The organism is Terriglobia bacterium (assembly GCA_020072785.1).
Taxonomy (GTDB): domain Bacteria; phylum Acidobacteriota; class Terriglobia; order Acidiferrales; family UBA7541; genus Acidiferrum.
The window spans coordinates 201764-227787 of sequence record JAIQGG010000004.1 but is presented as its reverse complement, the minus strand read 5'-3'; the positions used below and the strand labels follow the sequence as shown (position 1 = coordinate 227787).

The window sequence follows — 26024 nt, the reverse complement described above, 5'->3', positions numbered from 1 at the left end:
ATGATGCGCACTTTCCCACCGGCGAAGGCCGGCCGCAAAGAGCAGCTTCGCCGCCGCGCGCTGTTGGGCGCGGCGGGCGTGATTCTCCTGTTGCCCAGCGGCTGCATGGGCATCCATTCGCACCGCCGCACGCCGGCGATTCCCTGGGAAGCCGCCGTGCGGGTCCGCCCGCGCCTGCCGGAGAAGACCTCCACCGCCGCGGGCGCGGAGAGCGTGCCGGATCTGCAGCCGTTGATTCCGCCGCCAGCCGCGCTGTTCAGCACGCTGCACGACGCCCCGCCGCGCCCGCGGATGCCCGCGGCGCCTGCCGCGGAGACGGATTCCGCGGGGCCGGTGGAAGCGCCGGTGATCGCGCCGCAACTCAGCGTGGCGGAGGCGTCCGCCGCGCAGGCGCAGACTCGCAAGAGCCTGAGCATCGCCGAGCACAACCTGGCCCGCGCGCGCGGGCGTGCTTTCACCAGCATGCAGGCGGACCTGGCGGAAAAAGTGCGCGGGTTCATCGACCAGGCCCGTGAAGCCGGACACGAAGCGGACTGGGTGCGCGCGCGCAATCTGGCCATAAAGGCGCAGCTCCTTTCCGAAGAGCTCATCCGCTCCTTGTAAGCACCCTCCGCGAAGGCCGGCCGCGAGGCCGCGCCGCCAGTCCCTGCCTGCAAAGAATGCGCTAAGATGTGGGCGTGAAAACGTACGACGCAGTGATTGCCGGCGGCGGTCTGATCGGCGGAGCCATCGCCTGGGAACTGGCGCGCGCCGGCTTGCGGGTGGCTATTTTCGACCGTCAGGAGCCGGGGCAGGAGGCGTCGTGGGCCAGCGCCGGAATTATTTCCCCGGCTCCCGAGCATCCGGGAATGATTCCGCTGGTGCCGCTGGGCAAGGCCAGCGCCGCGCTGTATCCGGGCTTCATCGCGCAGATCGAAGAGCGCAGCGGGCAGCGCACCGGGTACCGCGCGAAGGGCACGCTGCAGGCGCTGTTTGCCCACGAGGCGCGGGAGGAGTTAAGCACGCTGGTGGCGCTGCACCGCGGGCTGGGCCTGGCTTGCGAGCCGCTGCATGCGGAAGAGGCGCGGGAAATGGAGCCGGCGCTGAGCGAAGAGGTGCAGGCCGCCGCGCTGCGCCCGGACGAAGCCTGCGTGGACAACCGGCTGCTGACGCGCGCGGTGCTGGAAGCGGCGCGGCGCAGCGGCGTCGAGATTTTTCCGGGAACGGGCGTCGAAGCGGTGTGGGCGGAAAACGGCCGCTGCACCGGGGTGATCACCTCCGCCGGAAAGACCGCGGCGGGAAACACGGTCATCGCCGCGGGCTGCTATTCCGCGGGGATCGGCGGCGCCGGTAGCTACGCGCCGGTGCGGCCGGCGCGCGGGCAGATGCTGGCGCTGCGCTCCCCGGCGCTGCACATCGAGCGCGTGCTGTGGTCCGAGCGCATCTATTTCGTGCCGCGCGACGACGGGCGGGTGGTCGCCGGCGCGACCGTGGAGTACGCCGGCTTCGAGAAGAAGCTCACGCCCGCCGGAATCCTGTCCCTGCTGGAAGCGGCCCTGGAGCTCGCGCCGGCGGCGCGCGATGCGGAGATCGTGGAGACGTGGTGCGGGCTGCGGCCGGATTCCCCGGATCATCTGCCCATCCTGGGCCCCACCGACGTAAAGGGATTGCTGCTGGCCACGGGGCACTTCCGCAGCGGGATTCTGCTCGCGCCCGTCACCGCGCAACTGGTGCGCGAGTGGATCGTGGACCAGCGCGTCTCGCTGGACGTGGAGCGGCTGAGCCCGCTGCGTTTCCACGGCGCGCCAAATCCGGCGAGCTGAAGCGCCCCATCGAACAGCCAGCCTGCCGACTACTGCTGCGGCGGACGACGCAGGGGGGCGGGCATGGGCGACATCCGCCCGAGAGTGTCGAAGGGCAGCTTATCCGCATCCAGGGTGAGGCTGCGCTCGAGAACGATATCCAGCGTGGCGCCGCGCGGCAGATGGACATCCGGGCCGCGCGTCAGGAGCACGGCGGCGAGTCCCGCGAGGCCGCCCACGCCGGCGCCAAGACCGGCGCCTTTCGCGCTGCGGTCGGCAATCGCGCCGATCGTCGCACCGGCCGCCGTCGTGCGCGCAACCGTCGCGGCGTCACCGCCCTTGTTGCTGCCACCCTCGATCTTTCCTTCGGAATCCACTTTTTCCTTGCCGCCGGTGTCCGCGCCCGTGGGAGCCGCGTTGAGATTGATGGTGTAGCCGTTGGGCAAGATGAGGGTGTCCAGGCGCAAGCGGATTTCGCCGCGTCCCTTCACGCGGCCGGGGCGTTTGGCCTCGGTGACTTCGCCGCGCACGTAGGAGCCGACGGGAATGAGGATGCGGTTGTCCTGGGTGACGGGAAAGGCGGTCTGGAAATAGACGGAGTCGCCGGGTTTGGCGCTTTGCGTGGAAATACCGTTCTGGAGAACGACAGGCAGGCGGGTCCCGGCCGGGACGGTCAGCGTTTCGCCGGTGGCCCTGGGCGTAGCTGGCGCGGGGCGCGGGGCGGGAGCGACGGCAGGCGGCGGCATGGTCTGCGGTCCGGGAGGCTCCTGGGCCGCGGCGGGCAGCACCAGCAAGAGAAAGCCCGCCGTCCAAGCAAAGATCTTACGGGGAGTCAGAACCGTCGAAAACATAGCCATGGCCTCCGCTCTGCACCGTGCGATGCACGTCCCCGAAAACCGGATGCCTGAGTTTCGCACAGCGGATTTGACGATGGGAAGCGGGAACACGTAGGCTGGATGGCGGACGGAAAGAAGGAGCGGAGCCATGGCCAAGCTGGCGCTGATCTATGGGATGCGGCTGTTTCCCTCGGAGGAATTGGGCGAGGTGAAGGAAGCCACGGTGGTATTGAAAAACGGGAAGACGGTGCGGGTGGCCATGCACCTCATCGAAGGCAGCAAAGAAGAGATCGAAGCGGCCTTCCAGCAATCCGCCGAAGCCTTCTTCGACATGTACCCGGAAATCTAGCCCAGCGGCCGCTCACGAAGGCCGGCGCGAAAACAGAAATCCCTCTCGGCGGCTTCTGCATTGTCTGCGTTTTTCCTTAGCGGTTGCCGAAGTTTTCGGGGTCCGCGTTAGGGTCGCCCACGGCGTCGGAGATGAGCACCGTGGACTGGCCGGTGAGTTCGAAGCGCTTGCGGCACTTATAGCACGCGGCCAGATCGTCCAGGCGGACCATGTAGGAAGTGGCGTTCGCAAAGTGCCTGCGGTCTTCTTCGCCAGCGCCGCGCGGCAGCTCTTTCTTCTTGGTGCAGACCTTCCAACGCACGGGAAACTCAAACTCTTTTTTGCAGTGCGGGCAGCGCAGGGTCTGCTTCTTCGTCTCTTCGCGTTCGGTATAAAAGGCGCGTTCGTCCATGGTTAGCGCGGGCCTTCTCCCGCTATAGCAGGGATTGTAACAAATTCGAGGCCCAGGTCGCGCCAGCGTGGCAGCCAGTATTCGAGCGCAGCAAGGGTGTGGCGGCGGTCGCCGCCCGGGCGCCGGTGATCCCCGTCATGCAGGCACACGATGTCGCCGCCGGAGCGCGGCGGCGCGCCCTGCCGTGCCCCTTGCGCGCGGCGCGCCACCGGCTGCATCCGCCAGATCAGGGGCTCGGCGGGTTGCGGATACCAGTCGTGCGGGAGGAGCGTCCACATCACCACGCGGCGAATCCCGGCCGCGCGCGCGGCGGCGTCGAGGAAGGGGCTGCGGAAGCCGTAGGGAGGGCGCAACAGCAGCGGGGGCGCGCCGAGCACCGAGGCGATGGCCTCCTGGCAGCGGCCAAGCTCCGCGCGCAGCCGCGCCGGGCCGCACCAGAAGAGATTCGCATGGGTTTCCGTGTGATTGCCGATGGCGTGGCCGCGCGCGGCGATCTCGCGCACCAGTTCCGGCGACTGCCGGACGTAGCGCCCGATCAGGAAGAAGGTGGCGCGGGCGTCATAGCGGGCCAGCAGGTCGAGAAGCTGCGGAGTGATGGCAGGGTTGGGACCGTCGTCGAAGGTGAGGGCCAACTGCCGGGGCGACGCCGTGCGGCACAGGGTGGGCCCGAAGAGCTGGGCGCGCGGATAGGCCGCGCCATAGGCCACGAGGCCCGCGGCACCGGAGAGCGCGATGGGAAGCACGACGATCAGGGGATTCATCACTCGGAAACTTTACCCGGAAACGGCCGGAATGGCGACGGACTCAGCATAGCGCAACTGCCGGGCGCGTCCCAGGCACGAAGAGTAGGCCTGTGCCACCCGGCTTGCATTCCCGGCTATTTACTAGAATGCACGCCAGTACATGATCCTCCAACAAGGGGAGATTTCTTGTTGCTAGAGTAGCTATAGCAGTGCGCTACGGATCGACCCGCAAGGGGAGAAGAGCCAGAGCGCCCACGGGCTTGTCGTACTTGGGAGCGCCGTGCGCATCTGGTTCCTGGCCAGCGTGCGAGAGTGCAGTTCTCTCGTCCACCGGCAGGCAATCCTCCGCGGGCGGGCTTGCTCGGCAGATTTTCCGGAGCAGCGCACGGCGGCGGTTCCCCCCTTCCCCTAGACTGCGCCCCAGAACTGTCTGTAGCAGGCACGCAAGCCCCGTCAACTGCAAACCCGCGCGCAGCTGAATCCTGGAAGCAGGCATGGACAGCGCTTTGCACACATTGGTCAGCCGGAATCGGCGAAAGGCCCTGCGGGCCGTTCTCCAGTCCGGAGCTCCAGCTCCGCAGGGAAGCGCTCCAAAAGAGCTGGCTGCCGCCAGGACCGCGGCGCCGCTATGATTTCCTTTCTGAGTCTCGCGAACCACGCCCTGTTTTACTACTACCTGATCGGCAATCTGGCGTACCTGGCGATGCTGATCATCGCGCTGAAGACCAGTGCGGCGCACCACCATAAGCTGGAAAGCCACCGCCTGGAGTGGATCAAGGACTCACGGCTCGCGCCGCCCATCACCCTGCTCGTGCCCGCGCACAACGAGGAAAAATCGGTGCGCGGATCGGTGCGCAACCTGCTGCAGCTGGATTATCCGGAGATCGAGTTGATCGTCATCAACGACGGTTCGACGGACCAGACGCTCCAGGAACTGCAGGAAGAGTTCCAGTTGCGGCCGGTGCGCGTGGTGTACGTGCCGCATGTGCAGAGCGCGGAAGTGCGCGGCCTGTACCGCAGCGATGCGGACCGGCGGCTGCTGGTGCTGGATAAGAAGCCCGGAGGGAGCAAGGCGGATGCGGTGAATGCCGGGCTGAACGCCGCGACCTCGCCGTACGTGTGCATCGTGGATGCCGATTCCGTGCTGGAACGCGATGCGCTTCTGCGCATCATGCTTCCGGTGCTGAACGACCCCAAGCGCATCGTCGGGGCGGGGGGTATCGTGCGGGTGGTGAACGGCTGCGAACTGGAAGGAGGGCGGCTGCGGCGGATCCGCCTGCCGCGCAAAAGCATCGAAGTGATTCAAGTGGTGGAATACCTGCGCGCGTTTCTGATCGGCCGCGAAGCCTGGGCGCAAGGCAACATGCTGATGATCATCTCCGGAGCGTTCGGCGTGTTCCGAACGGACCTGGTGCGCGAGCTGGGCGGCTACCGGGCAAGCTCGATCGGGGAGGACTTCGACGTGGTGACGCGCATGCACCGGCGCCTGCTGGAGAAGAATGCCGACTACGAAATTAAATTCGTGCCGGACCCGGTGTGCTGGACCGAGGTGCCCGCGGACCTGCGCTCGCTGGGACGGCAGCGCAGCCGCTGGCAGAAGGGCCTGCTGGACGTGCTGTGGACGAACTGCAACATGCTCTTCCGGCCGCGCTACGGGCGGATCGGATGCTTTGCGCTGCCTTATCTGTGGATCTTCGAACTCCTGGCTCCGGTGATCGAACTGGGCGGCCTCGTGACCATCGCGCTGGCGGCCTGGGCCGGGGTGCTGAGCCGGGAGTTCTTCGTGCAGTTTCTGCTCTTCGGCTACGCCTTCGCGACCGTGATTTCCATCGGCGCGGTGCTGCAGGAAGAGCTGACGTACAAACGGTACAGCGACTGGAAAGACGTGGCGCGGCTGGTGAGCTACTGCTTCTTTGAGCATTTTCCCTACCGGCAACTGAACATGTTCTGGCGGTTGCAGGGCATCTGGCAATACCTGCGCGGAGACATGAGCTGGAAATCGCTGCAGCGGCAGGGGCTGGAGCCCGCGGCTGCGCGCAAATGTACCGGCCTGCGGCGGGCCCCCGTGCGCAACCGCTGAATTGTCTAGTCGGATTTCCGGAGGGCTTGCAGGTCAATGCCGAGCTGCTGGCATTTCTTGTAGAGGTGGCTGCGCTCGAGGCCCAAGGCGCGCGCGACGTTGGTCATGTGGAAATTGTGACGGCGCAGCTCGGCGAGCAGGACCTCGCGTTCGAAGGCCTCCATGCGCTCCGTCAGCGTTCCGCTGGCGCCAGCGGGAATAGCCTCGGCGCCCGCGCCGGCGGATGCTCCCCGGGCGCCGGCTCCCGGAGCCGGCAGAGCCCGGCGCACGTCCGCGGGCGTGACGGCATCCTCCGCCGCGAGCAGCACCAGCCGCTCGACCACGTTGCGCAGCTCGCGCACGTTGCCGGGCCAGGAGTAGCGCTGCAGTTCCTCGATCGCCTCCGCGGAGAATTCCTTTTCTTTCCAGCCGTTCTGCGCGGCCACCTGGCGCGCGAAATGCGCCGTCAGCTCGGGAAAATCCTCGAGCCGCTCGCGCAGGGGCGGCAGGAGCAGCGGAAAGACGTAGACGCGGTGGAAAAGGTCGCTGCGGAAGCCGTTCTGGCGCACAAGCTCTTCCAGATTGCGGTGGGTGGCCACGAGAACGCGCACATTGACGCGCACCGGCTTGTCGCCCCCCACGCGCTCGATCTCGCCCTCCTCCAGGACGCGCAGCAGCTTGGCCTGCATGGCCAGGGGCATGTCGCCGATCTCGTCGAGAAAGAGCGTGCCGCCGCCGGCTTGTTCGAATTTTCCGGTATGGCGGGCGGCCGCACCGGTGAAGGCGCCCTTTTCATGGCCGAAAAGCTCCGATTCGATGAGCTCGGCGGGAACCGCCGCGCAATTGAGGGTGATGAAGGGAGCGTCGCGGCGCGCGCTTTTCTCGTGGATGGCCCGGGCCACCAGCTCCTTGCCCGTGCCCGTTTCGCCCAGTATGCACACGCGGGTTTCGCTGGGGGCGACGCGGTTGATCTGCGCCAGGAGCTTCTGCATGGCCGGGCCGCTGCCCACCAGTTCGTGGCGGCCGAGGCGGCGGCGCAGCTCACGGTTTTCTTCCTCGAGACGCGTCAGGCGCAGCGCGTTTTCCACGGTGACCAGCAGTTTGTCGGTGGAGAGCGGCTTTTCCAGAAAATCCAGCGCCCCCAGCTTCACCGCGCGCACGGCCATCTCCACGCTGGCCTGCCCGGAAATGAGGATCACCGGCGTCTTCACGCCCGCGGCCTTCAACTCCTCGAGCAGCGCCAGGCCGTCCTTCCCGGGCATAACCACGTCGGAAAAGATCAGGTCGAACGTTTCCGCGTGCAGCAGTTCGGCGGCGCGCGCGGCGTTGTCGCACACCGTGGCTTCGTGGCCGGCCATGCGGAAGGCGCGGGCGAGCGACGCCAGGGTGCTGGGATCGTCGTCCACCAGGAGGAGATGAGCTTTTCGGGGCACGTCGCCTTCCTTTCGCCGCACTCAGGCCGGACGGCCGGACGGCGGCGCGGAGCCGCCGGTTTGCGCCGCGGCCGGAATTTTGGGGGGCCGCGGGGGCAGCTCGATGCGGAAGGTCGTGCCACTGCCGGGGTCGCTCGCGACGCTGATCGTGCCGCCATGATCGCTGACCACAGATTGCACGATGGCCAGGCCAAGACCCGTGCCGTGCTGCTTGCTGGTGTAGTAGGGAGTGAACAGCCGCGAACATTCCTCGGGCGTAAGCCCCTGTCCGGAATCGCTGACTTCCAGACGCACCCCGCCGTCGCGGGCGCTGGTACGCAGCGTGAGCGTTCCGCCGGCGGGCATGGCGTCCAGGGCGTTGAGCACCAGATTTTGCAGGGCGCGATGCAGCAAGTCGGGATCGGCCTCGATCTCCGGCAGGGCCTCGTCCAGACGGAGATCCGGGGTGATGGCCGGCTTGCCCACGGCGTTGAACTGGGCTTCAAAGAGGCGCACCGCATTGCGCACGGCATCGTTCACATTGACGCGGCGAAGCTGCGGCGTGGGCATCTTCGAAAAATCGCTGAAGCGGCCGACGATGATGTTCAGGTTGGCGAGCTCGGCTTTGAGCGTCGCGGTGGACTCCTGGAAGATCTCGTGGAACTGTTCGGGCGGCAGGGTCCGCGCGCGCTGCAGATTCTCGAGGGTGATCTGCAGGGGGAAGAGCGGGTTGCGCAGCTCGTGGGCCAGGCGCCGGGCCAGCTCGCGCCAGGCGGCCACGCGCTCGGCCTGCACCAGGCGCTCGCGCTGCGCCGCGAGCGTGCCGGTCATATCATTGAACGCCGCGGCCAGCTGGCCGATTTCGCCGCCCGCGCCGGTCTTCATGCGCGTGTGCCAATTGCCCGCGGCCACGGCCCGGGCGCCTTCCGCAAGCTCCACGACCGGGCGGGTGATGCGCGCGGAGACCCACCACGTGAGCAGCAGCCCGATCAGCAGGGCGCCCGCGCCGACACCCGCAGCGATGGACTGGATGCGCCGCAGCAGCAGCACCAGCTCCCGGCGCGGGCTGCCGACAAGCAGGACGCCCAGCAACTCGTGGTTGCGCCCGAGGAGCGGCATGGCATGAAACGTTTCCGCCGAGGCCGCATCCGCGGACCAGTTCACCGTTTCCACCAGCGGGCGCGGCTGCTTCTGCATCTGCTGGATGAGCGGGGCGAGCTGCTCGCTCTGCGCCACTTCCCCCGATGCATCGGTCAGCGCCGAGGGCACGAAGCCCTGCTCCAGATTGCGGTAGAGCAGCGCGCGCATCCCGGAAGGGAGCACCAGCGAAGCCAGAAAGTTCTGGTCCAGGCGGCGGCCGCCGATCACGTAGAAAATCTTTTCCCCGACGGGCAGGGTGCGCACGGCGGTCAGGGAGAGGGCGACGCCGTCGGGCGACTCTTCCCGCTTCAGGAAGGCGGGCGAAGAACGCCAGTCCTTCGTCACCGTGACCCAGTCGTTCTTGTAGCCCACGCGCGCGGGATACTGCGCCGAGGAGATCAGCGTTCCGTCGGAATTGACGAACTCCACGTAATCGAGATTCTGCTCCTGGGCCGCGCCGTTGGCGTCGTGCACATAAGCGGAAGGATCGGCATTGGGCTGGGCCAGTTCCAGAGCGGTCTTTATGGTCACTTCGGCGTTGGTGATGTTCTCGACGCGATGCGCCACTTCGTCGGCGCGCTGCGCGAACTCCTTGTGGAACTGGGCCACCAGCGCTTCGGTGCGCTGTGTATCCAGTTCCTCGAAGGCATTGCGCGTGTAGCGCGTCACGCCCCAGGCCACCAGCGTCACCGAGGCCAGCACGGTGAGGAGAAATAGCAGAAAGAGTTTGGTGCGAAAGCTCATGGCGTTTCTCCGGAGGATTTCGCGGGCGCGGACGATTCCGAACTATCCAGCCAGACCTCGGCGAGATGCCAGTCACCCCAGGACGCGGGCATCCAGTCGCGCACGTGCGAGCCCACACCGGCGAACTCCGGGAGGAACACGAGCGGCAGGACGCGGCGCTCGGCGAGAAGGCGCAGCTCACGCGCGTGAAGCTGCGCGGGATCGGCGCTCGAAGCGGCTGACCCGGCGCTCTCCGCCGATTCCGCCAGGCCCAGGGCGGCGGCGAAGGCGTCCAGCTCGGCACGTGCGGAGAGCGAGCGAAACCGCCAGGCGACCAGGCGCATGCCCGGCGCGGGCTCGCGCGAGGCCGGCACACCGGCGGCGGCGCGCGCACCCATGCGGTTCACCACCTGGACGACCAGCGAAGCCTGCCGGGCGTTCACCGCGATGCGGTCCCCGAGCAGCCTGGCCAGGTCGCCCGGCGCATCCACGCGCAGGCGCAGCGGCTCCGCCACGGTCGCCAGGGTGGCCGGCAAGGCCGCGCGCATCTCCTTCGCGCGCTCCACGTTCGTTTCCACGGTGAAGAGGAAAGCATACCCGGAGAGCCACGGCGGCAAAAGAGCGGCGGCGGGTTCGGCTTGCTTCTGGAGCAACACGCCGGCCATCGTAGCGCGATCGAGGGAGAGGGCCAGGGCTTCGCGGAGATGGGCGTCCTGCACGGCGGGCAGGGTGTCGTCGAAGCGCAGCGCGTAGAGCGTCACGGGCGCGGAAGCCCAGGTGTGCAGGCCGGCCTGCACCGCGCGGCGCACCAGATCCGGGGAGAGCTCGATCAGGTCGGCACGGCCCAGCTGCAGATCGTAGAGCTGGCGCAGCGGCGGCACACCCAGCGTCACCTCGACGGCGTCCACGAACGGGCGGCCGGACCAGGCTTCCGCGTTGGCGCGAAACGTGAGATGCGCCTCGTTGCGCGCGAGTGCCGCGCCTGGCGGCGGGGATGCGGCCCCCGCGGCACTAGCCGGGGGCGCAGCAGCGAGAACGAACGGGCCGGTGCCCAGGAGAACGCCCGCGGAGGGCGCGCGATAGATGAAATAGCGGCCGGAGGCGAGCTCCTCGAGAAGATCGGGCATCGGCGCGGCGGACTGGAACACGACGGCGCTGCCGGAAGCGCTCACCTGCCGGGTAGCGGGCAGGAGCGGCGCGAGCGCGGCGGCCACGCCGGCGGCGGTGAGCGGCGTGCCATCGGAAAACTTCACCTCCGGTCGCAGCGTGAACTGCCAGCGATGGAAGGAAGGGTCATGCGACCACTCCGCGGCGAGCTGCGGCAGAAAGCGGCCGTAGTTGTCCAGCGCCACGAGGCGGTCAAAAAGCAGCGCCGCAAGTTTTGCGCCGCTGGCCGCCTCTTCCGAGCCCGCGCGCCAGTCGCGCGGATCGAGGGAGACCGCGGCGGCGCGCATCTCCACGCGCAGCGTTCCGCCGTAGCGCGGGCGCTCCGCGGCGCGCAACGGCGCGCTCAGGGCCGCGAACGCCGCCAGCAGGCTAATTCCCGCACGCCAATGTGATGCGATAGACCTCATAGTTCCCCGAAGCGAGATTCCAGACCACGGCCCAAGCCGAACGGTTCTCCGGCGCGGGAGAAAGCGACAATACCGGCCCAGGCAGATCCAGCGGCCTGGCCGTGGAAGCGCCCGAACTCTGTCCGGGCTCGCTCTCCAGGCGGATCTGGTCGGCCACCGACCAATCGCCGGAGCCGGTGGCGAGTTGCCAGAGCGCGGAGTCGCAGGCCGAGCGCAGCGGCACTCTTGCGCGCCAGGGCTCGCTGGCGGCGCGGCAGTCCAGCGAAATTTTCGTTTCGAAACTCGCGGCGCAGATTCGGCCGGGAAGAATAACCTGGGCGCGCGGCCCGTTGAGGCGAATCTCTCCGCGCAAATCCCGGGCCGGCGCGGCAGCCGGGAGCAGCGGCGCGGAATCCTGCAGCGTCCAGCTGTCCTTCTCCGCATGAAGCAGAGCAAGCGATTCCCGGCCGAGAAGCAGAAGAAGACCCGGCCGCGCCGCATCGCCGGGGAATTCCGCGGCGTCCAGAAGCGGCTCGCGCTGCCCCCAGAGCAGTTCCCTCTGCAGGCGCAGGACGGAAGGCGCGTGTTCGTCCACGGAGATTCCGGCGCGCGGCACCTCCACCATGCGCACCTCGGAGGAGTCTTCCGCGCCGGGAAAAACGGCGACAAAGAGCAGATGCGCCGGGGTCTCGCGCAAGGAAACGCGCAGCTCGGGCGCGGCGGCCTCCTCGGTGAGCGTGGCGCGGCGGCCGGATAGCTCCGCGACGAAGGCCCGCCGCAGGGCTTCGCTTTCCGCTTCGGAAAGCGAAGAGGCATTGCCCCACACCAGGCGCAACGGAGCGTGCGCCGCCGCGAGGGACGCCGTCTGCCGGGCCAGGCCCCGCGCGGCCTCTTCGAGGGAGCCGGCGCGGGACGCGGACGCAAAGCCCAGTACGGCGAAACAGCACAGGGCGCACAGGAAGAGACGGCTTAGCGGGCGGGGCGCAGGAAGATGTCGCGTGGCATTCACGGGGACGCGCGGCGATGATAGCACGGCTGCGGAGCGCCGTGACGCGGGATCGGCGACCCGCGCGGAAGAGAATCGGGAAGCTCATCCTGCGAGAACCCCTTTCGAAAAAGTCCTGTGCGCGGAAAGCTTTTTTATCCGTATAATCCGGCATTCGATAGCACTCCTACTTTGGAAAGGAAACCGGCTCCATGACACGGCCCCCCACATCGATGTTCAACCGCAACAAGCTCAAGCTGGGCATCTTTTCGCCCAACTGCTCGAGCGGCATGGCCGTCACCAAGGTGCCTGAGCGCTGGGACGCCTCCTGGGAGAACAACCTCCAGCTGGCGCAGATGGCCGATGAGGCAGGGATTGAATTCCTGTTGCCCATCGCGCGCTGGAAAGGCTACGGCGGCGAATCGAATTTCCAGGGGAGCACGCTGGAGACGCTCACCTGGGCCTGCGGACTGCTGGCCAAAACGAAAAAGATCACCGTATTCGGCACGGTGCACGCTCCCCTGGTGCATCCTATCTTCGCGGCCAAGCAGATGGTCACCATCTCGCATATCAGCGAAGGCCGCTTCGGGCTGAACATCGTCTGCGGGTGGAACCAGGACGAGTTCGAGATGTTCGGGATCGCGCAGCGCGAGCACGACACACGCTACGACTACGGCCAGGAGTGGTGGGACATCGTCCAGAAGATCTGGACGGAGAAGGCGCCCTTCGACTACAGCGGGCGCTTTTTCAAGGTGCGCGGGGTGGTCGGGGAGCCCAAGCCTTACGGGGGACGTCCGGTGGTGATGAACGCGGGCTCCTCCGGCGCGGGCCGCACGTTCGGCGCGCGCAACTGCGATTTTCTTTTTACCGTGCTGGTCGACCTGGAAAAGGGCAGGAAAGACGTGGAAAGCATCAAGGGCATCGCCGCCGGAATGAACCGCGCGATCGATGTTTTCACCACGTCCTACGTCGTGGTGCGTCCCACGAAGAAGGAAGCCGTCGAGTACCACGATTACTACACCAAAAAGATGGGCGATCTTCCCGCGGCGGAGCACCTGATGACGCTGCAGGGCCTGCATGCGCAGTCTTTTCCGCCGGAAGCGTTCCAGCTCTTCCGCGAGCGCTTCGTCGGCGGGCACGGTGTTTATCCGCTGATCGGCGCGCCCGACGATGTGGCGGGCGAGCTGGCGAAGATCAGCCAGGCCGGGTTCATCGGCAGCACCATCACCTTCGTCAACTACCTCAAGGAATTCCCGTACTTCCGCGACGAGGTTCTGCCGCGCCTGGAACGAATGGGCCTGCGCGAGCCGGTGAAGCGCTCCTAGGAGATCTTTGCCGGCAGGAAACCGCCAGCCGGATGGCTGGCGGCGCGGCGCTGGCGGCTTGCGAAGGCGGCGGCCTCCGTTTTTCCACTGTGCGTCGCGCTCACCAGCCACCCGCAGGGTTTTTGGCCGGCGGAGCTCGTTTCCGCAGTTCTGTGGCACGGGCTTCCTCGACTTCGCTCCGGACAGTTTCAGCCTGTGCGCCTACGGCCGGCGGCTCGGCCGCTTCTGCGCCGAAACATTCGCCGGGGGATCTTCGGGATCATTGGGCGCCGCTTCGCTGCTGTTGGCCGCGGCGCCGCTGAAGGCGGAACGCAGCACATCGTTCGCGAAGAAATTTTTTCCGTCGATCGGCACCATCATGATCTGCAACTTGTCGGAGAGGCGCTCTGCAATAATCTTCTGAATCAACATGGGGTTCTGCTTTAGCACAACCGCTTCCAGCCGCATGCGCTCCGCGTCGGCCGCGGCGGTGACGCGAATCCGGTTGGCCTCGGCTTCGGCCAGGTTCTTCTGGCGCTCGACTTCGGCCCTGCTGTCGATGATCTTGGCCTGTGCCGCGGCGTCGGCGTTCTGGAGCGTGGCTTCCTTGCGTGCCACGGCTTCCAGCTTGGTCTGTTCGATCTGCTTCTGCTTCAGCGGCAGGGTGTACTGCATGGCATCGGATTCCGCCTTGGCCTGGAGCACGCGTACCTGGGCATTCGCTTCCGCTTGCTTGACGTCGCGGGTTTTCTGCGCCTCGGCCTCCAGCTCGGCGATGCGTACCTGTTTCTGCTTGATCTCCTGCTCCGTGCCCAGGCGCTCATTCTCCTGTTCCTTCAGAAGCAGCCCCTCCAGGCCCCGCGCGTATTCGGCAGGAAGCTGGATCTCGCGCAGCAGGACCTCCCGCACGACGATTCCGTCGGCGCCGAGCCGCGCGGCAATGGCTTCGGCGGCTTTCTGGCGGAGTTCCTCGCGCCGGGTCGCGAAGAGTTCCCGGATGATGTAGTTGGGTGCGAGCTGACGGTAGACCGTCGCGACGACCGGAGCCACCACTTCTTCCCGCACCGGTTGCGGCAGGTCCGCGTGAATCGCGCCGAGCCGCCGGGGATCCAGCCGGTAGCGCACCGCCACCGCAAGACCGACCTCCAGCCCCTCGCGCGCCTGTACCTTCAGCACGTCGCCCTTTTTCCTTGGATCTTCCGCGGCCAGCGTCGTATACACCTGCTCGCGCGTGTCATACAGCGCCACGCGGTCCACGAACGGCACGAGCAGATGCACGCCGGGATAGAGCGTCCCCAGGCGCACGCCGGAGATCTGGCTGACGCGGATCCCCGCCATGCCGTCGGGGATCACGGCGATGCTCAGCGCAACGCACAGCGACAGCAGCGCGGCCAGGGCCAGCCGCTGGGCCAGCGACCAGCGGACCGGCGGAAAAGGGCGGCGCAGCAGCGCAGGCCCTTCTGCTTCCAACGGCGCGCGGCCCCCCTCCTGTTCTCCGCGGGCCAGGAGGCGGCGAAGTTGTGCGGCGATATAGACGTCGTAGGCGACGAGCGCCGCGGCACTGCCAAACAGCCCCACCCCGGCGATCATCAGCAGATATTTCAAAAGCAGCATTGTGTTTCTCCCTTCTCCCCGCTCTGCAGGGAAAAAATCCGCGCCTGCTCAGCGCCCGGCGGCGAACCGCTGTCCGGCCGGCACATTGGCCGCTGCACTCCGCGCGGCTCCCGCCGGGCGCATCAGCCGGAACGCGGCGCGCAGCAGCATCCAGTGGAGTGCCAGCGCCAGCGCACCGGCAACAGCCGTGAAGAGCAGGAGTGTGGCGAAATCCAGCATGGTATTCATCGTGTGTCTCCTCGGACGAAGTGATTCCCTTCCCGGGCGGCGCTACTGCTGACCGGCGGAAGCGGCCGGGGCAGCCTGGACCGTCTCCCCGGCAGGTGCCGCCTGCGCGGACAATACGGCCGGGCGGTCTCCACCGAAGAGCCGCAGCGTCTCTTCCGTGCGCGCGGCGAGCAATTCCACGGTGTCGCCCGCGCGCACGCGCGCGAACAGCTTTGCCACATCCTCATTGCGCATGCGGATGCAGCCGTGGGAGGCCTTGCGGCCGATCGAGCGCGGCTGGTTCGTGCCATGAATGCCAAAGTGCTTGATGTCCAGACCGATCCAGTGAGTTCCCAGCGGATTCTCCGGCCCCGGCGGCAAGACCACTCCGGGCGCGTAATAAGTTGGATTCGGAATGCGGTGCACGATCTTGAATTGGCCGGACGGCGTTGGGCTTGCGGACGCCCCAATGGCCACGCGATAGATCTTGACCACGCGCCCGTCTTCGAACAGGACCAGTTTGCGGTCCGGAATGCTGACAACGATGCGCCGTACCGGAGACGCGGCGGACTCGGCCGAACCAGGAGCCGCCGCAGCAGGCCCCGCGGCCTGCGCACGGGTACGCGAAGCGGCCATCAAGACGGCCGCCACGACGAAGAGAAATCTGGTGCTGCGCCTCGAAAACTGTTGCGTGTCTGTCTGCCGCCGCATGGTGACCTCCAAGAAGTGCTTTCGCCTTCCCAGGAGGGCACGCCCAGGTCCATTTACAAGCGCCTGACAAGACAGGGGTTAGCTAAGGCCGGAAGCGCCTTCGTCGTGGCCGGTTACACACAGCGTGGTGTACTGGCATCAGAGCGGGTCCCGCCGCACGGACGCTTTGTGCGTCCGCCCCTCGCTCCCGAGGCCGAGATGTGGTAGGAAAGAGTAGGATGGTAATGTGATGGCTCCGAAACCCGGCCTGCAAATCGGACGAATCCTCGGTATCCCCATCTACCTGCATCCCAGCTGGATCATCATCTTCGCCCTGATCACGCTGTCGCTGCGCATGCAGTACACGCAGCAGCACCCGCATTGGAGCCCCACGCAACACTGGACCGCGGGCATTCTCACCAGCGTGCTGTTCTTCAGTTCCGTGCTCTTTCATGAGCTGTCGCACAGCAAGGTGGCGCTGCACTACAAGATCCCGGTGCTCTCCATCACCCTGTTTGTCTTCGGCGGCATAGCGCGCATCGGCAAGGAGCCCGGCAGCGCCAAGCAGGAGTTCAACATCGCCGTGGCCGGCCCGCTGTCCAGCTACTTCCTCGCCATCGTTTTTTTCGGCGTGGCCAGAATGTTTCCGTTCAGCGAAATGGTAGGAGCGCTGGCCATCTGGCTGGCCTGGACCAACGCCGCACTCGCGACCTTCAATCTTCTCCCAGGCTTCCCGATGGACGGCGGGCGCATCTTCCGGGCTATCGTCTGGGGCGTAACGAAAAGCTATGTACGGGCCACGAAGATCGCCGGCACCAGCGGTAAGCTGATCGCCTACGGCATGATCCTCTTCGGGGCGTGGTATGCCATGCTGGGGCAGTGGCCGACCGGGCTGTGGCTGGCGTTCATCGGCTGGTTTCTGCTGACTGCGGCGCAGGAGAGCGTGGCGCAAGTCGCCATCCGCGAAGCACTCACCGGGCTCAGCGCGGGAGACGTCATGACCCACGAGGTGCCCACCATCGGCGGCAGCCTCACACTCGAAGACTATGGCGCGGAGGTGCTGCGCACCGGCCGGCGCTGCCACCTGGTGCTTACCGACGACCGCATGGTGGGGATGATGAACGTGCACAAGCTGAATGGCGTGCCGCGCGAGGAGTGGGCCACCACCTCCGTGCAGGCGGCGATGATCCCCCGCGAACAAGTCCTGTGGGCCACGCCGAACGAGCCGCTGCTCGGCCTGCTGGAGCGGCTGCTGGCGGCCGACATCAACCAGATGCCGGTGGTGGCCGGTGCGGGCGACGGCGGCACGCACGTCATCGGCATGATTTCCCGCGATTCCATCCTGCGCGTGATCCAAACCCGTTCCGAGGTAGCCCACTCGGCCGCAAGCTGAAAGAGACGTGCTCCTCGCGCAACACGCTTACGGCAGAAAACTGCCGCGGCACAGGAATTCCCCACCTGTTGAGTGTACTTTCCCGGCGAAAGAAGAGTTGCGGTGTCAGCTCGTCGCGGCGGCGTGTTCCATGTGAAACGCTGCCTCCGCGGCGCGCACGGCGCGGAGGCGGAAAGCCGAGCGCCGGAAGTCCACGGTAATGCGGGAGAAGCCGGCCGCCGCCAGCCGCGCACGGACTCCCGCTGGAGCCACCGGCACAAAGGTGCTGCGGATGTGGGCCACGCGGCCGATCCAGCTATCGGAAATTTCGAAGGCGAGGAATATGCCGCCGGGGCGCAGCACGCGGTGGATCTCGGCGAAGGCGCGGTCCTGCGCCGCGAGGGAGCGCATATGGTGCAGGACGAGGATGGCGACGACCGCGGAAAACGTTGCGTCCGGAAAGGGCAACGCGGCGGCATCGCCGCGCACCACGCCGGAGACTGCGCCCCGGCGGCGCGCGGCGATCCGCGTTACGGAATCAGCGGCGTATTCCAGCGAGGTGAGGCGCGGCGTGCGCCGCTGCAATTCCTCGGTGGCGGCGCCAAAGCCCGCACCCACCTCCAGAACGTGCTCGCCCAGGCCGGCGTCTTCGAGAACCCACGGCAGCAGATGCCGCCGCGTAAAGCTCCGCCACAACGACGAAGCGCAGAACCAGTTTTCCAGGCGGTTCATGCGCTCTCAACGCTGCACGAAGCGCATGGCGCTCTCGTGATAGCGCTCGCCGCTCGCGGCGCCCGGCGGCGCGGCTTCGTCAATCCGCCGCAACTCGTCCGCGCTCAGGCGGATCAGGACGGCCGCCGCGTTCTCTTCCAGCCGCGTGCGCTTCTTCGTGCCGGGAATGGGCACGATGTCTTCGCCCTTGGCCAGCAGCCAGGCCAGGGCCAGCTGCCCCGGGGTCATGCCCTTCTCTTTGGCGATCGCTTCCACGCGCTCCACCAGCCGCAGATTGCGCGCGAAATTCTCGCCCTGAAAGCGCGGAGAGCTGCGCCGGTAGTCGTCCGGCGCAAGGTCCTCGAAGCGCCGGAACTGCCCGGTGAGAAAGCCGCGGCCGAGCGGGCTGTAGGCCACGAAGGCGACGCCCAGCTCGCGCGTCGCGGCCAGCACGCCGTCCTCGGGATCACGGGTCCACAGCGAGTATTCCGACTGCAGCGCCGCAAGGGGATGCACGGCATAGGCGCGGCGGATCGTGGCCGGCGCGGCCTCGGACAGGCCGAGGTGGCGCACCTTGCCCGCGCGCACCAGTTCCGCCATGGCTCCGACCGTCTCCTCAATGGGCACCTCGGGATCCACGCGGTGCTGGTAGTAGAGGTCGATATGATTCACGCCCAGGCGCTTCAGGCTGGCGTCGCAGCACGCGCGCACGTATTCCGGGCGGCCGCAGACGCCGCGAATTCCCGGATCATTGCTGCGCACCACGCCGAACTTCGTCGCCAGGAAGACCCGGTCGCGGCGTCCGCGGATGGCCCGCCCCACCAGCTCCTCGTTGGCGCCCATGCCGTACATGTCCGCGGTGTCCACAAAGGTGATGCCCAGGTCCAGCGCGCGGTGGATGGTGGCGATGGATTCGGCGTCATCGCGCCCGCTGTAAAATTCGGACATGCCCATACAGCCGAGACCCAGCGCGGAAACCAGCGGGCCGTTCTTGCCGAGGCGGCGTTGCAACATGCGCTTCTCCTTCATCCCGGGATTGGAATTCCAGCCTGCGAACAGGGTGCGCCGCAGGGCAATGATTACGCTTCGATCTTGGTGCCCAGGACAGCGAGGAATTTCGCCAGCCAGGCCGGATGCGCGGGCCACGCCGGCGCGGTGACCAGCGTGCCGTCCACGTACGCCGCATCTATCGGGATGTCCACGAACTTCCCGCCCGCCCGGGTGACATCCGGCGCAAGCGCGGGATAGCAGCTGCAGCTCTTCCCTTCCAGGACGCCCGCCGCGGCCAGCACCTGCGCGGCATGGCAGATGGCGGCGATGGGCTTCTTCGCGGCGGCAAAATGACGGACGATTTCCAGGACGCGCGGGTTGAGGCGGATATATTCCGGGGCGCGGCCGCCAGGGATCACCAGCGCGCCGTATTCTTCGGGTTTGACCTGATCGAAGGCGGCGTTGAGCGTGAAGTTGTGGCCGCGCTTTTCGCTGTAGGTCTGATCACCTTCGAAATCGTGGATGGCCGTGCGCACGCTCTCGCCGGCCTTTTTGCCGGGACAAACGGCGTGAACGCTGTGGCCCACCATAAGCAGCGCCTGAAACGGCACCATCACCTCGTAGTCTTCGACGTAGTCGCCGACCAGCATCAGAATGGATTTCTTGGCCATGAAAACCTCCGGGGAGAAGAAGCATAGCAAAGAATTCCGATGCTTGCTTCGCGGCCGCGTTCCAGCGGACGCAACAAGAAGCGAGAGCCCGCGCTGCGCGCAAGGTGCAGCCTGCGAATACGCTCAGGGTGAAGCGGCAGGCGGGGTGGCGTCCTCGATGGTGAGCATGTCCGTGCGGGTCTTGTCCCATTCGCGGAGAGTGAAGCCAAAGCCGGCGAAGACCCGGCGGATCTGCGCGGAATCCCAGCGCAGCACGTCCTCGAGCACGGGGACGAGGACGCTCATCGCGTTGTCGCTGAGCACGGTGCGGCGCGCGATGCGCGTGATGTATTGGGCCTCGGAGACGGCGATGGTCAGCCCGTCGTGCTGGTTGACGTGCATCATCACCGGCAGGTCGGAGCTGCCGTCGCCCAGGTAGATGATGTGGTCATGGCTGATGCCCAGCGCCGCGCGAATCTCCTCGAGCGCAGTAACTTTGCCCCAGCCGGCCGAGGCCCGCTCGATGGACTGCACTTCCCCGGTCGCGCCGCCGGTAGCGGTGACCGCTAAGGGGTCAACATAGCGGAAGCGTGTGCCGAAAATATGCTCCGGCGGCACAACACCCTCCAGCGCCGATTGGATGATCTCCTGCGGCGCGGCGGAAATCACGTAAAAGGAAAACTTGTAGCCCTCGGCCAGGGTATCCAGGGCGCGCGCGAAAAGTGCGACGTCGTGCTTCAGGCGCATGCGCTTCCCGGTCTCCACCAGGTGTTCGCGGCGCACGCGGCGGAAATCCGGGTCGTGCAGGATCAGATAGGCGAGCTCGGCGCCCTGCTGCACCAGATGAGCGCGCGACAGTCCGGCGACTTTTTCGCGGAAGCCGTGGAAACCGATGAGTTCGCTGAGAACGACTCCCGAATCGTTGAAGCTCAGCGTCTGGTCAAAATCGCTCGCCAACAGGTACTGCCTCACCATCGAAGAACTCCCTGGCAACCGGCACCTCCATTGGGCAACCGGTGATCGCCATGCAATACACCATATCCGCGGAAGCGGAGATGCGTTCACGCATTATTTTGATGATTGCCATGCGCAATTGCGTAAACGCAAGGTAACCTTTTCATGGGATGCAAAGAGATGAGGTAAACACTTAGAAGCGAAGGTGATGCGCGCGGCACGGCACCCTCTGGACTTCCCGGCAAGACAGGCTGCGAAGCGATCCGGAACAGGGGGCACTTGCCTTGTGCGGCTCTCTCTGGTCAGATGTAAGTATGGACCTCGGTAGCCTCTTCCGGTCCGCACCGCGCCTGCACTGGCGGCTGAAGGCCATCCTGCCCGTCGTCGGCGTCCTCCTGCTCGGTCTCTTTGCTTTTCAAATCGTCCTGCTGGTACAGGAAATCCCCAACGGGCGCTGGATTCTGACCGTGGCTGCCTCGGGCGCGGTGGTGATCTGCGGGGTGCTGCTGGCGGTGCTGGCCATCCTGGTGGAGCGGCCATTGCGCGAGCTGAAGAAGACCATCACCCTGGTGCGCACCGGCGATCTGCAAGCCGAAGTCAAATTCGCGGAGCGCAACGACGACGTGGGGGAACTGGGGCAGCACTTCAACGAAATGGTGCGGCAACTGCGCGAAAGCAAGGCGGAGATCGAGCGCCTGCACCGGCAGGAGATGTCCCGCGCCGAGCACCTGGCCACCATCGGCGAGCTGGCCGCCGGCCTGGCCCATGAAATCCGCAATCCCCTCGCGGGCATTGCCGGGGTCATCGAAGTGATCGGCAAAGACCTCCCTCCCAACAGCCCCAGCCGCGAGGTCCTGGCCGACGTCCACGCGGAAATCCGCCAGATCCAGGGCATCCTCAACGACCTGCTGATTTACGCTCGGCCGCGGCCTCCGCAATTTCACTCCGCGGACCTCAACGCCACGGTCGAGCAGGCCGTCCTGCTGGCGCGCCAACAGGTGCGCACGCGGCCCATCGAGGTGCTCTTTGTGCCATCGCCGGACCTCACCGCCGTAGTCCACGATCCCGTGCAGATGCAGCAGGTAGTGCTCAATCTTCTCCTCAACGGCATCCAGGCCATCCGCGAAGAAGGGCGCGTCGAGGTGATCCTGGAAAAGAGGAGCGGGCGGGCCCTGATCCGCGTCAGTGATACCGGCCGCGGGATTTCCCGCGACGTGCTGTCCAAAATTTTCCGGCCCTTCTTCACTACGCGCAAAGAAGGCACGGGGCTGGGCCTGCCGCTGGCCAGGGGCATCGTGGAATCGCACGAGGGGCGCATTGAAGTGCGCAGCGAGCCCGGGCGGGGCACGCAAATCGAAATCTGGATTCCGCTGGAACGCCGGGCGGGTGAAGGTGTCGCGGCGAAGGCCGGAGTGGTACAGTAAAGACGATGGTAAAGAAGAAAATCTTGATTGTGGACGACGAGAAACTCGTCCGCTGGTCGCTGGCCCAGAAGTGCACGGAGTACGGTTTCGAGAGTGTGGAGGCGGCCGACGGCGAAGAAGCTCTGCGCCTGAGCCAAACGGAATCGCCGGACGTGATCCTCCTGGATGTGCACCTTCCCGGGCACAGCGGCATCGAAGTGCTCGAGCAGCTCAAGCAGGCCGGCTACACGCACACGGTCATCATGATGACCGCGGATCCGCAACTTGACGAGGTCAAAGCCGCGCTGCGCCTCGGGGCCTACGATTTCATCACCAAGCCCATCCAGTTCGACGAGCTGGCGGTCACCGTTCAGAACGCCGCGGAAGCCAGTTCCCTGCGCACCGAAGTGGAATCGCTGCGCTCGGAAATGCGCCGCCGCGCCGGCTACCACGACGTCATCGGCGTCTCCCGCAAGATGACCGAGCTGATGAAGTTCGTGCGCAAGATCGCCGCCAGCGAAGCCTCCACCATCCTGATCCAGGGTGAGAGCGGCACCGGCAAAGACCTTATCGCCAAGGCCATTCACTACGACAGCTCCCGCAAGGACCGCCCCTTCGTGGCCATCAACTGTTCGGCGATCCCGGAAACGCTTATGGAAGCGGAGCTCTTCGGCCACGAGAAGGGCGCGTTCACCGACGCCAAGGCCATGAAGAAGGGGCTGTTCGAAGTCGCCGACGGCGGCACGCTCTTCCTTGACGAAATCGGCGAACTCTCGCCGCTGTTGCAGGCCAAGCTGCTGCGCGTCCTCGAGGATCAGATGATCCGGCGCGTCGGCGGGGTGCGCGACATCCAGGTCGAGGTGCGCGTCATCGCCGCCTCCAACCGCGACCTGGAACGCGCCGTGCGCGAAGGGCACTTCCGCCAGGATCTTTATTACCGCCTGGCAATCATTTCCATCTACATCCCGCCGCTGCGCGAGCGCAAGGAGGATATCCTCCCGCTGGTGGACTTCTTCCTGGATCATTACAACCGCAAGTTCCGCAAGTCCATCCGGGGCATCAACGAAGATACGCGGCGCCTGCTGCTGCAGTGCGACTGGCCGGGCAACATCCGCGAGCTGAAAAACGCCATCGAGCGCGCCATGATTCTCGAGGAAGAGCCGCTCCTGCGCCCCGACTATCTGCCGATCTCCGTCTCCGGAGGACCTGGCGGCCGCAGCGCCGTGGCTTTCACCACCCACGAGCCTCCCGGCGATCACCTAGCGCCGGGCAAGCGCCGCCTTCCTCCCCTGACGATCCCCGAGGGCGGTACTTCACTGGAGGACGTGGAACACGCGCTGGTGGAAATGGCATTGCGCCAGGCCAACGGAAATCAGATGCGCGCGGCGAAGCTCCTGGACATCAGCCGCGATGCCCTGCGCTATAAGATGAAAAAGTTCGGACTCTCGCACCCCGAAGAAGAAGAACCGGCGGCTTCCGCCGGGGCTTGAACGACTCTTCCCGCCTGCCACAGCGCGGGGCATTCACTGCGTCAGATCGCCCGGGCCAGCGCGAAATGCCACACAAGTTCGCACAATACCCCGGGAACAGCCACCGATAAAACACATAAGCGAAAGAGGAAAATGGGGTTAAGGGAACCGCGCACGGGATACCGGAATGGCACTTTCGTTGCTCCTATACTACTGGCGCAAGTGGAGAGAAAATATGGATCGGACCCAAGCGGATGCCCCGGCCGCAGCTTCGGACGCAGAGGCTGCACCAGGAAGCGCAAGCATTCGCTGCAGGAAAGCTGCTCAAATGGGTCGATGTCTCGCAAGTTAGGTAGCGGCCGCGCACGGTAGAAAGCAGGAGCGCCGCAATCGCGACGTTCCGGCCCAAAACAGGGCAAAACCGACGCCGGCCGCTACCTCCTTCCTTTTCTGACCCCAGCACTTTCGCTCTCCCTGTCCGATAAGAATCCCGAGTGAGGAACTTGACGCAAGGCCCTGCGTAAACACACACAAGAGTCCCAGTGGCCGCCGAGGATTGGCTTTAAGTGCTTTATTTTCAATGAGCAATGAAGGAAGATCATGGCAAGCCATGTGCTTTGTTAGGGGCATTGCCCAGTTCGCTTGCACTCCCCAATGTGCAGTCCGGGAGGGAGTTATGAAAGAGATCAAGGAACACCCGCAACGCACAGAGACGCCGGTCACCCGGGTCTCGCTGGCGAACATTCTCGTCGCCACCGATTTTTCTCCCTGCGCGGAGAACGCGTTGGATTATGCCCTTATTATTGCCCGCCGCTTTGACTCGCGCATTTATCTGGCTCATGTCCTCACCCCAGACGCCTACGCCTTTGTGCCTCCGGAAGCGGCCACGGTAACGCACGGAGCGCTGCGCCAGGCCGCCGAGCAGAAGCTCGCCGACATCCTCATTTCGGGGCGGCTGCGCCAGGCGCCGCACGAGGTTGTGCTGGAGGAAGGCTTTCTGTGGCCCACCATTGAGAAGCTGATCCAGAAACACGAAATCGACCTGATCGTGGTCGGTACGCACGGAGCCAAGAAAATCGAGAAGTTGCTCCTGGGCTCCGGCGCGGAGGAGATTTTTCGCCGGGCAGCGTGCCCGGTGATGACCGTGGGGCCGCGCTTTGCGGGAGAACCTGGGCGCACCGCGGAATGGAAGAATATTCTGTTTGCCACGGATCTGGAAAAGACTCCGGAGCGCGCCGTCGCCTACGCGTTCTCTCTGGCGCAGGAGTATCAGGCGCGCCTGACCCTGCTGCATGTCGCAACCCGCCACGGCACGGCGTCGGACGGTGAACTGGCGGCCAAGCGCGAAGCAGTCCTGCAGCAATTGCAGGGACTTGTGCCTCCTGGATCGGCGCTGTGGTGCGACCCGGAGATGGCTGTGAGCTTCGGCTCGGCCCCGGAAGAGATCATGAACATGGCACGGGCCCGGAATGTGGATTTGATCGTGATGGGCGCCCGGGCCGGCGGTGGAGGCTTGGGGACGCACAATCCCTTCGCCACAACTTACCGGGTGGTTTGCGAAGCCTCGTGCCCGGTGCTGACCGTCAAGAATTGAAGCCGGCCGCAGGCGTGCCGTGGAATGCGCGCAAAGGAGATACAGCCCGTGAGTGCCAAAGTACGGATGGCGCTTCAGGAGCCGGAGGCCTAACCGGAACACGGCGAGATTCAATTCAACGAGTTTCCACCTCGGGTGGAAAAATGGGGCGGCACATTAGCTAGAAGGGCGTGTGCCGCCCTGTTCTTTTCTCCCCGCACCCCGCAGAGAAACAGCTCCCCGCACGTTCCCTGCAATGCTTTAGATACAGAAGAAGAAAGGATGACCGGTCGAACGCTCAGGCAGCCAGCAGTCCTCTCAGTCCGGTTTTGTTGCGGATGGTCACGGCGGAGCCGCGAATGGAAATCAACAGTCCCTTCCGGAATTCCGTCAGGGTGCGCGTGACGGTTTCGCGGGAGACGCCGAGGAGCTGGGCGATCTCTTCGTGGGTCAGCAAGAGATGAAAGCGGGTTCCCTTGCGTGTCTCCTGGCCCTGCTCGGAGGAGGCCAGGAGAAAGCGGGCGATTTTTTCGCCGGCGCTGCGCGAAAGCCCCAGGCAGCGCACCTGGTAGCAGGCGGCGCGGTAATGGTCGCTGAGCAGTCCCAGCACCTTCGCGGAGGCCTGCGGAAACTGGTGCAAAAGGCGCACGAAATCTTCGGTCTTGAGGAAACTCACCTGGCTCGGCTGCAGAGTTTCCGCGGTGTGTTCGAAGGGCTTGCCGGGGATCGCCGCATGCATTCCCAGCACTTCCCCGGGGCCCGCGATGCGCAGAATAAGCATTTTCCCTTCCGGGGAGGCCATCTGGAGTTTCACGCGGCCCTCGCAGAGCAGGTAGACACCGCGCGGCTCCTGCCCTTCCACGAAGAGCAGGGATCCCGCCGGGTAGTAACTGGTGTACTTGATTTCTTGCAGGACTTTGCGGGCGGGAGCGGGAAGCTCGCAGAAGCAGTTTTCGGCGTGGCGGACACAGGTTTCGCAATCTTCAATGGGGTGGAGTCCATACGGCACGTGCATGGGGATCCTCCTGTGCGGCCCATCGGGGGACAGCCCGGCACCTAGCATTTTCTGTGCGAGGCATCACCCCGCGCAGTGACGTACGTCACTGCCGCAAACA

Annotated in this window: 25 protein-coding genes; 9 read left to right on the top strand and 16 right to left on the bottom strand. The window is 65.9% G+C overall.

Features of this window, described 5'->3' with window-relative positions; translation table 11 throughout:
• Positions 1 to 603: a hypothetical protein gene (locus LAN61_12480; protein ID MBZ5541323.1), complete on the top strand. Its 603-nt coding sequence runs from the start codon at positions 1 to 3 to the stop codon at positions 601 to 603.
• Positions 604 to 677: 74 nt separating this feature from the next.
• Positions 678 to 1802: a glycine oxidase ThiO gene (gene thiO / locus LAN61_12475; GenBank protein MBZ5541322.1), complete on the top strand. Its 1125-nt coding sequence runs from the start codon at positions 678 to 680 to the stop codon at positions 1800 to 1802.
• Between the two features lie 29 nt (positions 1803 to 1831).
• On the opposite strand, the gene LAN61_12470 is transcribed toward thiO, so the two are convergent.
• A complete protein-coding gene (locus LAN61_12470; GenBank protein MBZ5541321.1) occupies positions 1832 to 2632 on the bottom strand; it encodes a TrbI/VirB10 family protein in 801 nt (266 codons plus the stop codon).
• A 133-nt stretch (positions 2633 to 2765) separates the two neighbouring features.
• On the opposite strand from LAN61_12470, the gene LAN61_12465 reads away from it, so the two are divergent.
• On the top strand, positions 2766 to 2966 hold the full coding sequence (locus LAN61_12465) for an allantoinase (GenBank protein MBZ5541320.1): 201 nt from the start codon (positions 2766 to 2768) through the stop codon (positions 2964 to 2966).
• 76 nt (positions 2967 to 3042) lie between these two features.
• Here the strand turns inward: LAN61_12465 and LAN61_12460 are convergent, their stop codons facing one another.
• Positions 3043 to 3357, bottom strand: coding sequence for a hypothetical protein (locus LAN61_12460; protein MBZ5541319.1), 315 nt, complete (start codon positions 3355 to 3357; stop codon positions 3043 to 3045).
• 2 nt (positions 3358 to 3359) lie between these two features.
• Entirely contained in the window at positions 3360 to 4118 is a 759-nt protein-coding gene (locus LAN61_12455; protein ID MBZ5541318.1) for a polysaccharide deacetylase family protein, read from the bottom strand.
• Positions 4119 to 4728: 610 nt separating this feature from the next.
• Between LAN61_12455 and LAN61_12450 the strand changes: the two genes are divergently transcribed.
• On the top strand, positions 4729 to 6180 hold the full coding sequence (locus tag LAN61_12450; protein ID MBZ5541317.1) for a glycosyltransferase family 2 protein: 1452 nt from the start codon (positions 4729 to 4731) through the stop codon (positions 6178 to 6180).
• A gap of 5 nt (positions 6181 to 6185) precedes the next feature.
• Here the strand turns inward: LAN61_12450 and LAN61_12445 are convergent, their stop codons facing one another.
• From LAN61_12445 to LAN61_12430, 4 genes are read right to left on the bottom strand one after another with little or no spacing between them, the layout of a single operon-like run.
• Positions 6186 to 7592 (bottom strand): sigma-54 dependent transcriptional regulator, encoded by a 1407-nt coding sequence (locus LAN61_12445; GenBank protein ID MBZ5541316.1) that lies wholly within the window; start codon positions 7590 to 7592, stop codon positions 6186 to 6188.
• A gap of 21 nt (positions 7593 to 7613) precedes the next feature.
• Entirely contained in the window at positions 7614 to 9455 is a 1842-nt protein-coding gene (locus LAN61_12440) for a HAMP domain-containing protein (GenBank protein ID MBZ5541315.1), read from the bottom strand.
• Positions 9452 to 11008, bottom strand: a complete 1557-nt coding sequence (locus LAN61_12435) for a hypothetical protein (GenBank protein ID MBZ5541314.1) — start codon at positions 11006 to 11008, stop codon at positions 9452 to 9454. The genes LAN61_12440 and LAN61_12435 overlap by 4 nt, the downstream gene beginning before the upstream one ends.
• Positions 10971 to 11996, bottom strand: a complete 1026-nt coding sequence (locus LAN61_12430) for a hypothetical protein (protein ID MBZ5541313.1) — start codon at positions 11994 to 11996, stop codon at positions 10971 to 10973. Before LAN61_12430 ends, LAN61_12435 begins: the two co-directional genes overlap by 38 nt.
• A gap of 209 nt (positions 11997 to 12205) precedes the next feature.
• On the opposite strand from LAN61_12430, the gene LAN61_12425 reads away from it, so the two are divergent.
• Positions 12206 to 13297, top strand: a complete 1092-nt coding sequence (locus LAN61_12425; protein ID MBZ5541312.1) for an LLM class flavin-dependent oxidoreductase — start codon at positions 12206 to 12208, stop codon at positions 13295 to 13297.
• A gap of 201 nt (positions 13298 to 13498) precedes the next feature.
• On the opposite strand, the gene LAN61_12420 is transcribed toward LAN61_12425, so the two are convergent.
• The 3 genes from LAN61_12420 to LAN61_12410 are packed head-to-tail and all read right to left on the bottom strand — an operon-like array spanning position 13499 to position 15733.
• Complete coding sequence (locus LAN61_12420; GenBank protein ID MBZ5541311.1) at positions 13499 to 14890, bottom strand: hypothetical protein; 1392 nt, start codon at positions 14888 to 14890, stop codon at positions 13499 to 13501.
• Between the two features lie 48 nt (positions 14891 to 14938).
• Positions 14939 to 15118: a hypothetical protein gene (locus tag LAN61_12415; GenBank protein ID MBZ5541310.1), complete on the bottom strand. Its 180-nt coding sequence runs from the start codon at positions 15116 to 15118 to the stop codon at positions 14939 to 14941.
• Between the two features lie 42 nt (positions 15119 to 15160).
• Complete coding sequence (locus tag LAN61_12410) at positions 15161 to 15733, bottom strand: L,D-transpeptidase (protein MBZ5541309.1); 573 nt, start codon at positions 15731 to 15733, stop codon at positions 15161 to 15163.
• Positions 15734 to 16037: 304 nt separating this feature from the next.
• On the opposite strand from LAN61_12410, the gene LAN61_12405 reads away from it, so the two are divergent.
• Positions 16038 to 17180 (top strand): site-2 protease family protein, encoded by a 1143-nt coding sequence (locus tag LAN61_12405; protein MBZ5541308.1) that lies wholly within the window; start codon positions 16038 to 16040, stop codon positions 17178 to 17180.
• A gap of 105 nt (positions 17181 to 17285) precedes the next feature.
• Here the strand turns inward: LAN61_12405 and LAN61_12400 are convergent, their stop codons facing one another.
• The 5 genes from LAN61_12400 to LAN61_12380 form a co-directional block, all read right to left on the bottom strand.
• Complete coding sequence (locus LAN61_12400) at positions 17286 to 17891, bottom strand: class I SAM-dependent methyltransferase (GenBank protein ID MBZ5541307.1); 606 nt, start codon at positions 17889 to 17891, stop codon at positions 17286 to 17288.
• A 6-nt stretch (positions 17892 to 17897) separates the two neighbouring features.
• A complete protein-coding gene (locus LAN61_12395) occupies positions 17898 to 18884 on the bottom strand; it encodes an aldo/keto reductase (protein ID MBZ5541306.1) in 987 nt (328 codons plus the stop codon).
• 65 nt (positions 18885 to 18949) lie between these two features.
• Positions 18950 to 19531, bottom strand: coding sequence for a DJ-1/PfpI family protein (locus LAN61_12390; protein MBZ5541305.1), 582 nt, complete (start codon positions 19529 to 19531; stop codon positions 18950 to 18952).
• A 123-nt stretch (positions 19532 to 19654) separates the two neighbouring features.
• On the bottom strand, positions 19655 to 20485 hold the full coding sequence (locus tag LAN61_12385) for a haloacid dehalogenase-like hydrolase (GenBank protein MBZ5541304.1): 831 nt from the start codon (positions 20483 to 20485) through the stop codon (positions 19655 to 19657).
• Entirely contained in the window at positions 20451 to 20597 is a 147-nt protein-coding gene (locus LAN61_12380) for a hypothetical protein (GenBank protein ID MBZ5541303.1), read from the bottom strand. The genes LAN61_12385 and LAN61_12380 overlap by 35 nt, the downstream gene beginning before the upstream one ends.
• A gap of 181 nt (positions 20598 to 20778) precedes the next feature.
• Here LAN61_12380 and LAN61_12375 point away from each other — a divergent pair, with 181 nt between their 5' ends.
• The 3 genes from LAN61_12375 (at position 20779) to LAN61_12365 (ending at position 24930) form a co-directional block, all read left to right on the top strand.
• The gene (locus tag LAN61_12375) at positions 20779 to 21888 is read left to right on the top strand and encodes a HAMP domain-containing protein (GenBank protein ID MBZ5541302.1); all 1110 of its coding nucleotides are present in this window, start codon (positions 20779 to 20781) and stop codon (positions 21886 to 21888) included.
• Positions 21889 to 21893: 5 nt separating this feature from the next.
• Positions 21894 to 23357 (top strand): sigma-54 dependent transcriptional regulator, encoded by a 1464-nt coding sequence (locus LAN61_12370; GenBank protein ID MBZ5541301.1) that lies wholly within the window; start codon positions 21894 to 21896, stop codon positions 23355 to 23357.
• Positions 23358 to 24012: 655 nt separating this feature from the next.
• A complete protein-coding gene (locus LAN61_12365) occupies positions 24013 to 24930 on the top strand; it encodes a universal stress protein (GenBank protein MBZ5541300.1) in 918 nt (305 codons plus the stop codon).
• Positions 24931 to 25207: 277 nt separating this feature from the next.
• On the opposite strand, the gene LAN61_12360 is transcribed toward LAN61_12365, so the two are convergent.
• The gene (locus LAN61_12360; GenBank protein MBZ5541299.1) at positions 25208 to 25924 is read right to left on the bottom strand and encodes a Crp/Fnr family transcriptional regulator; all 717 of its coding nucleotides are present in this window, start codon (positions 25922 to 25924) and stop codon (positions 25208 to 25210) included.
• Between the last annotated feature and the right edge of the window lie 100 nt (positions 25925 to 26024).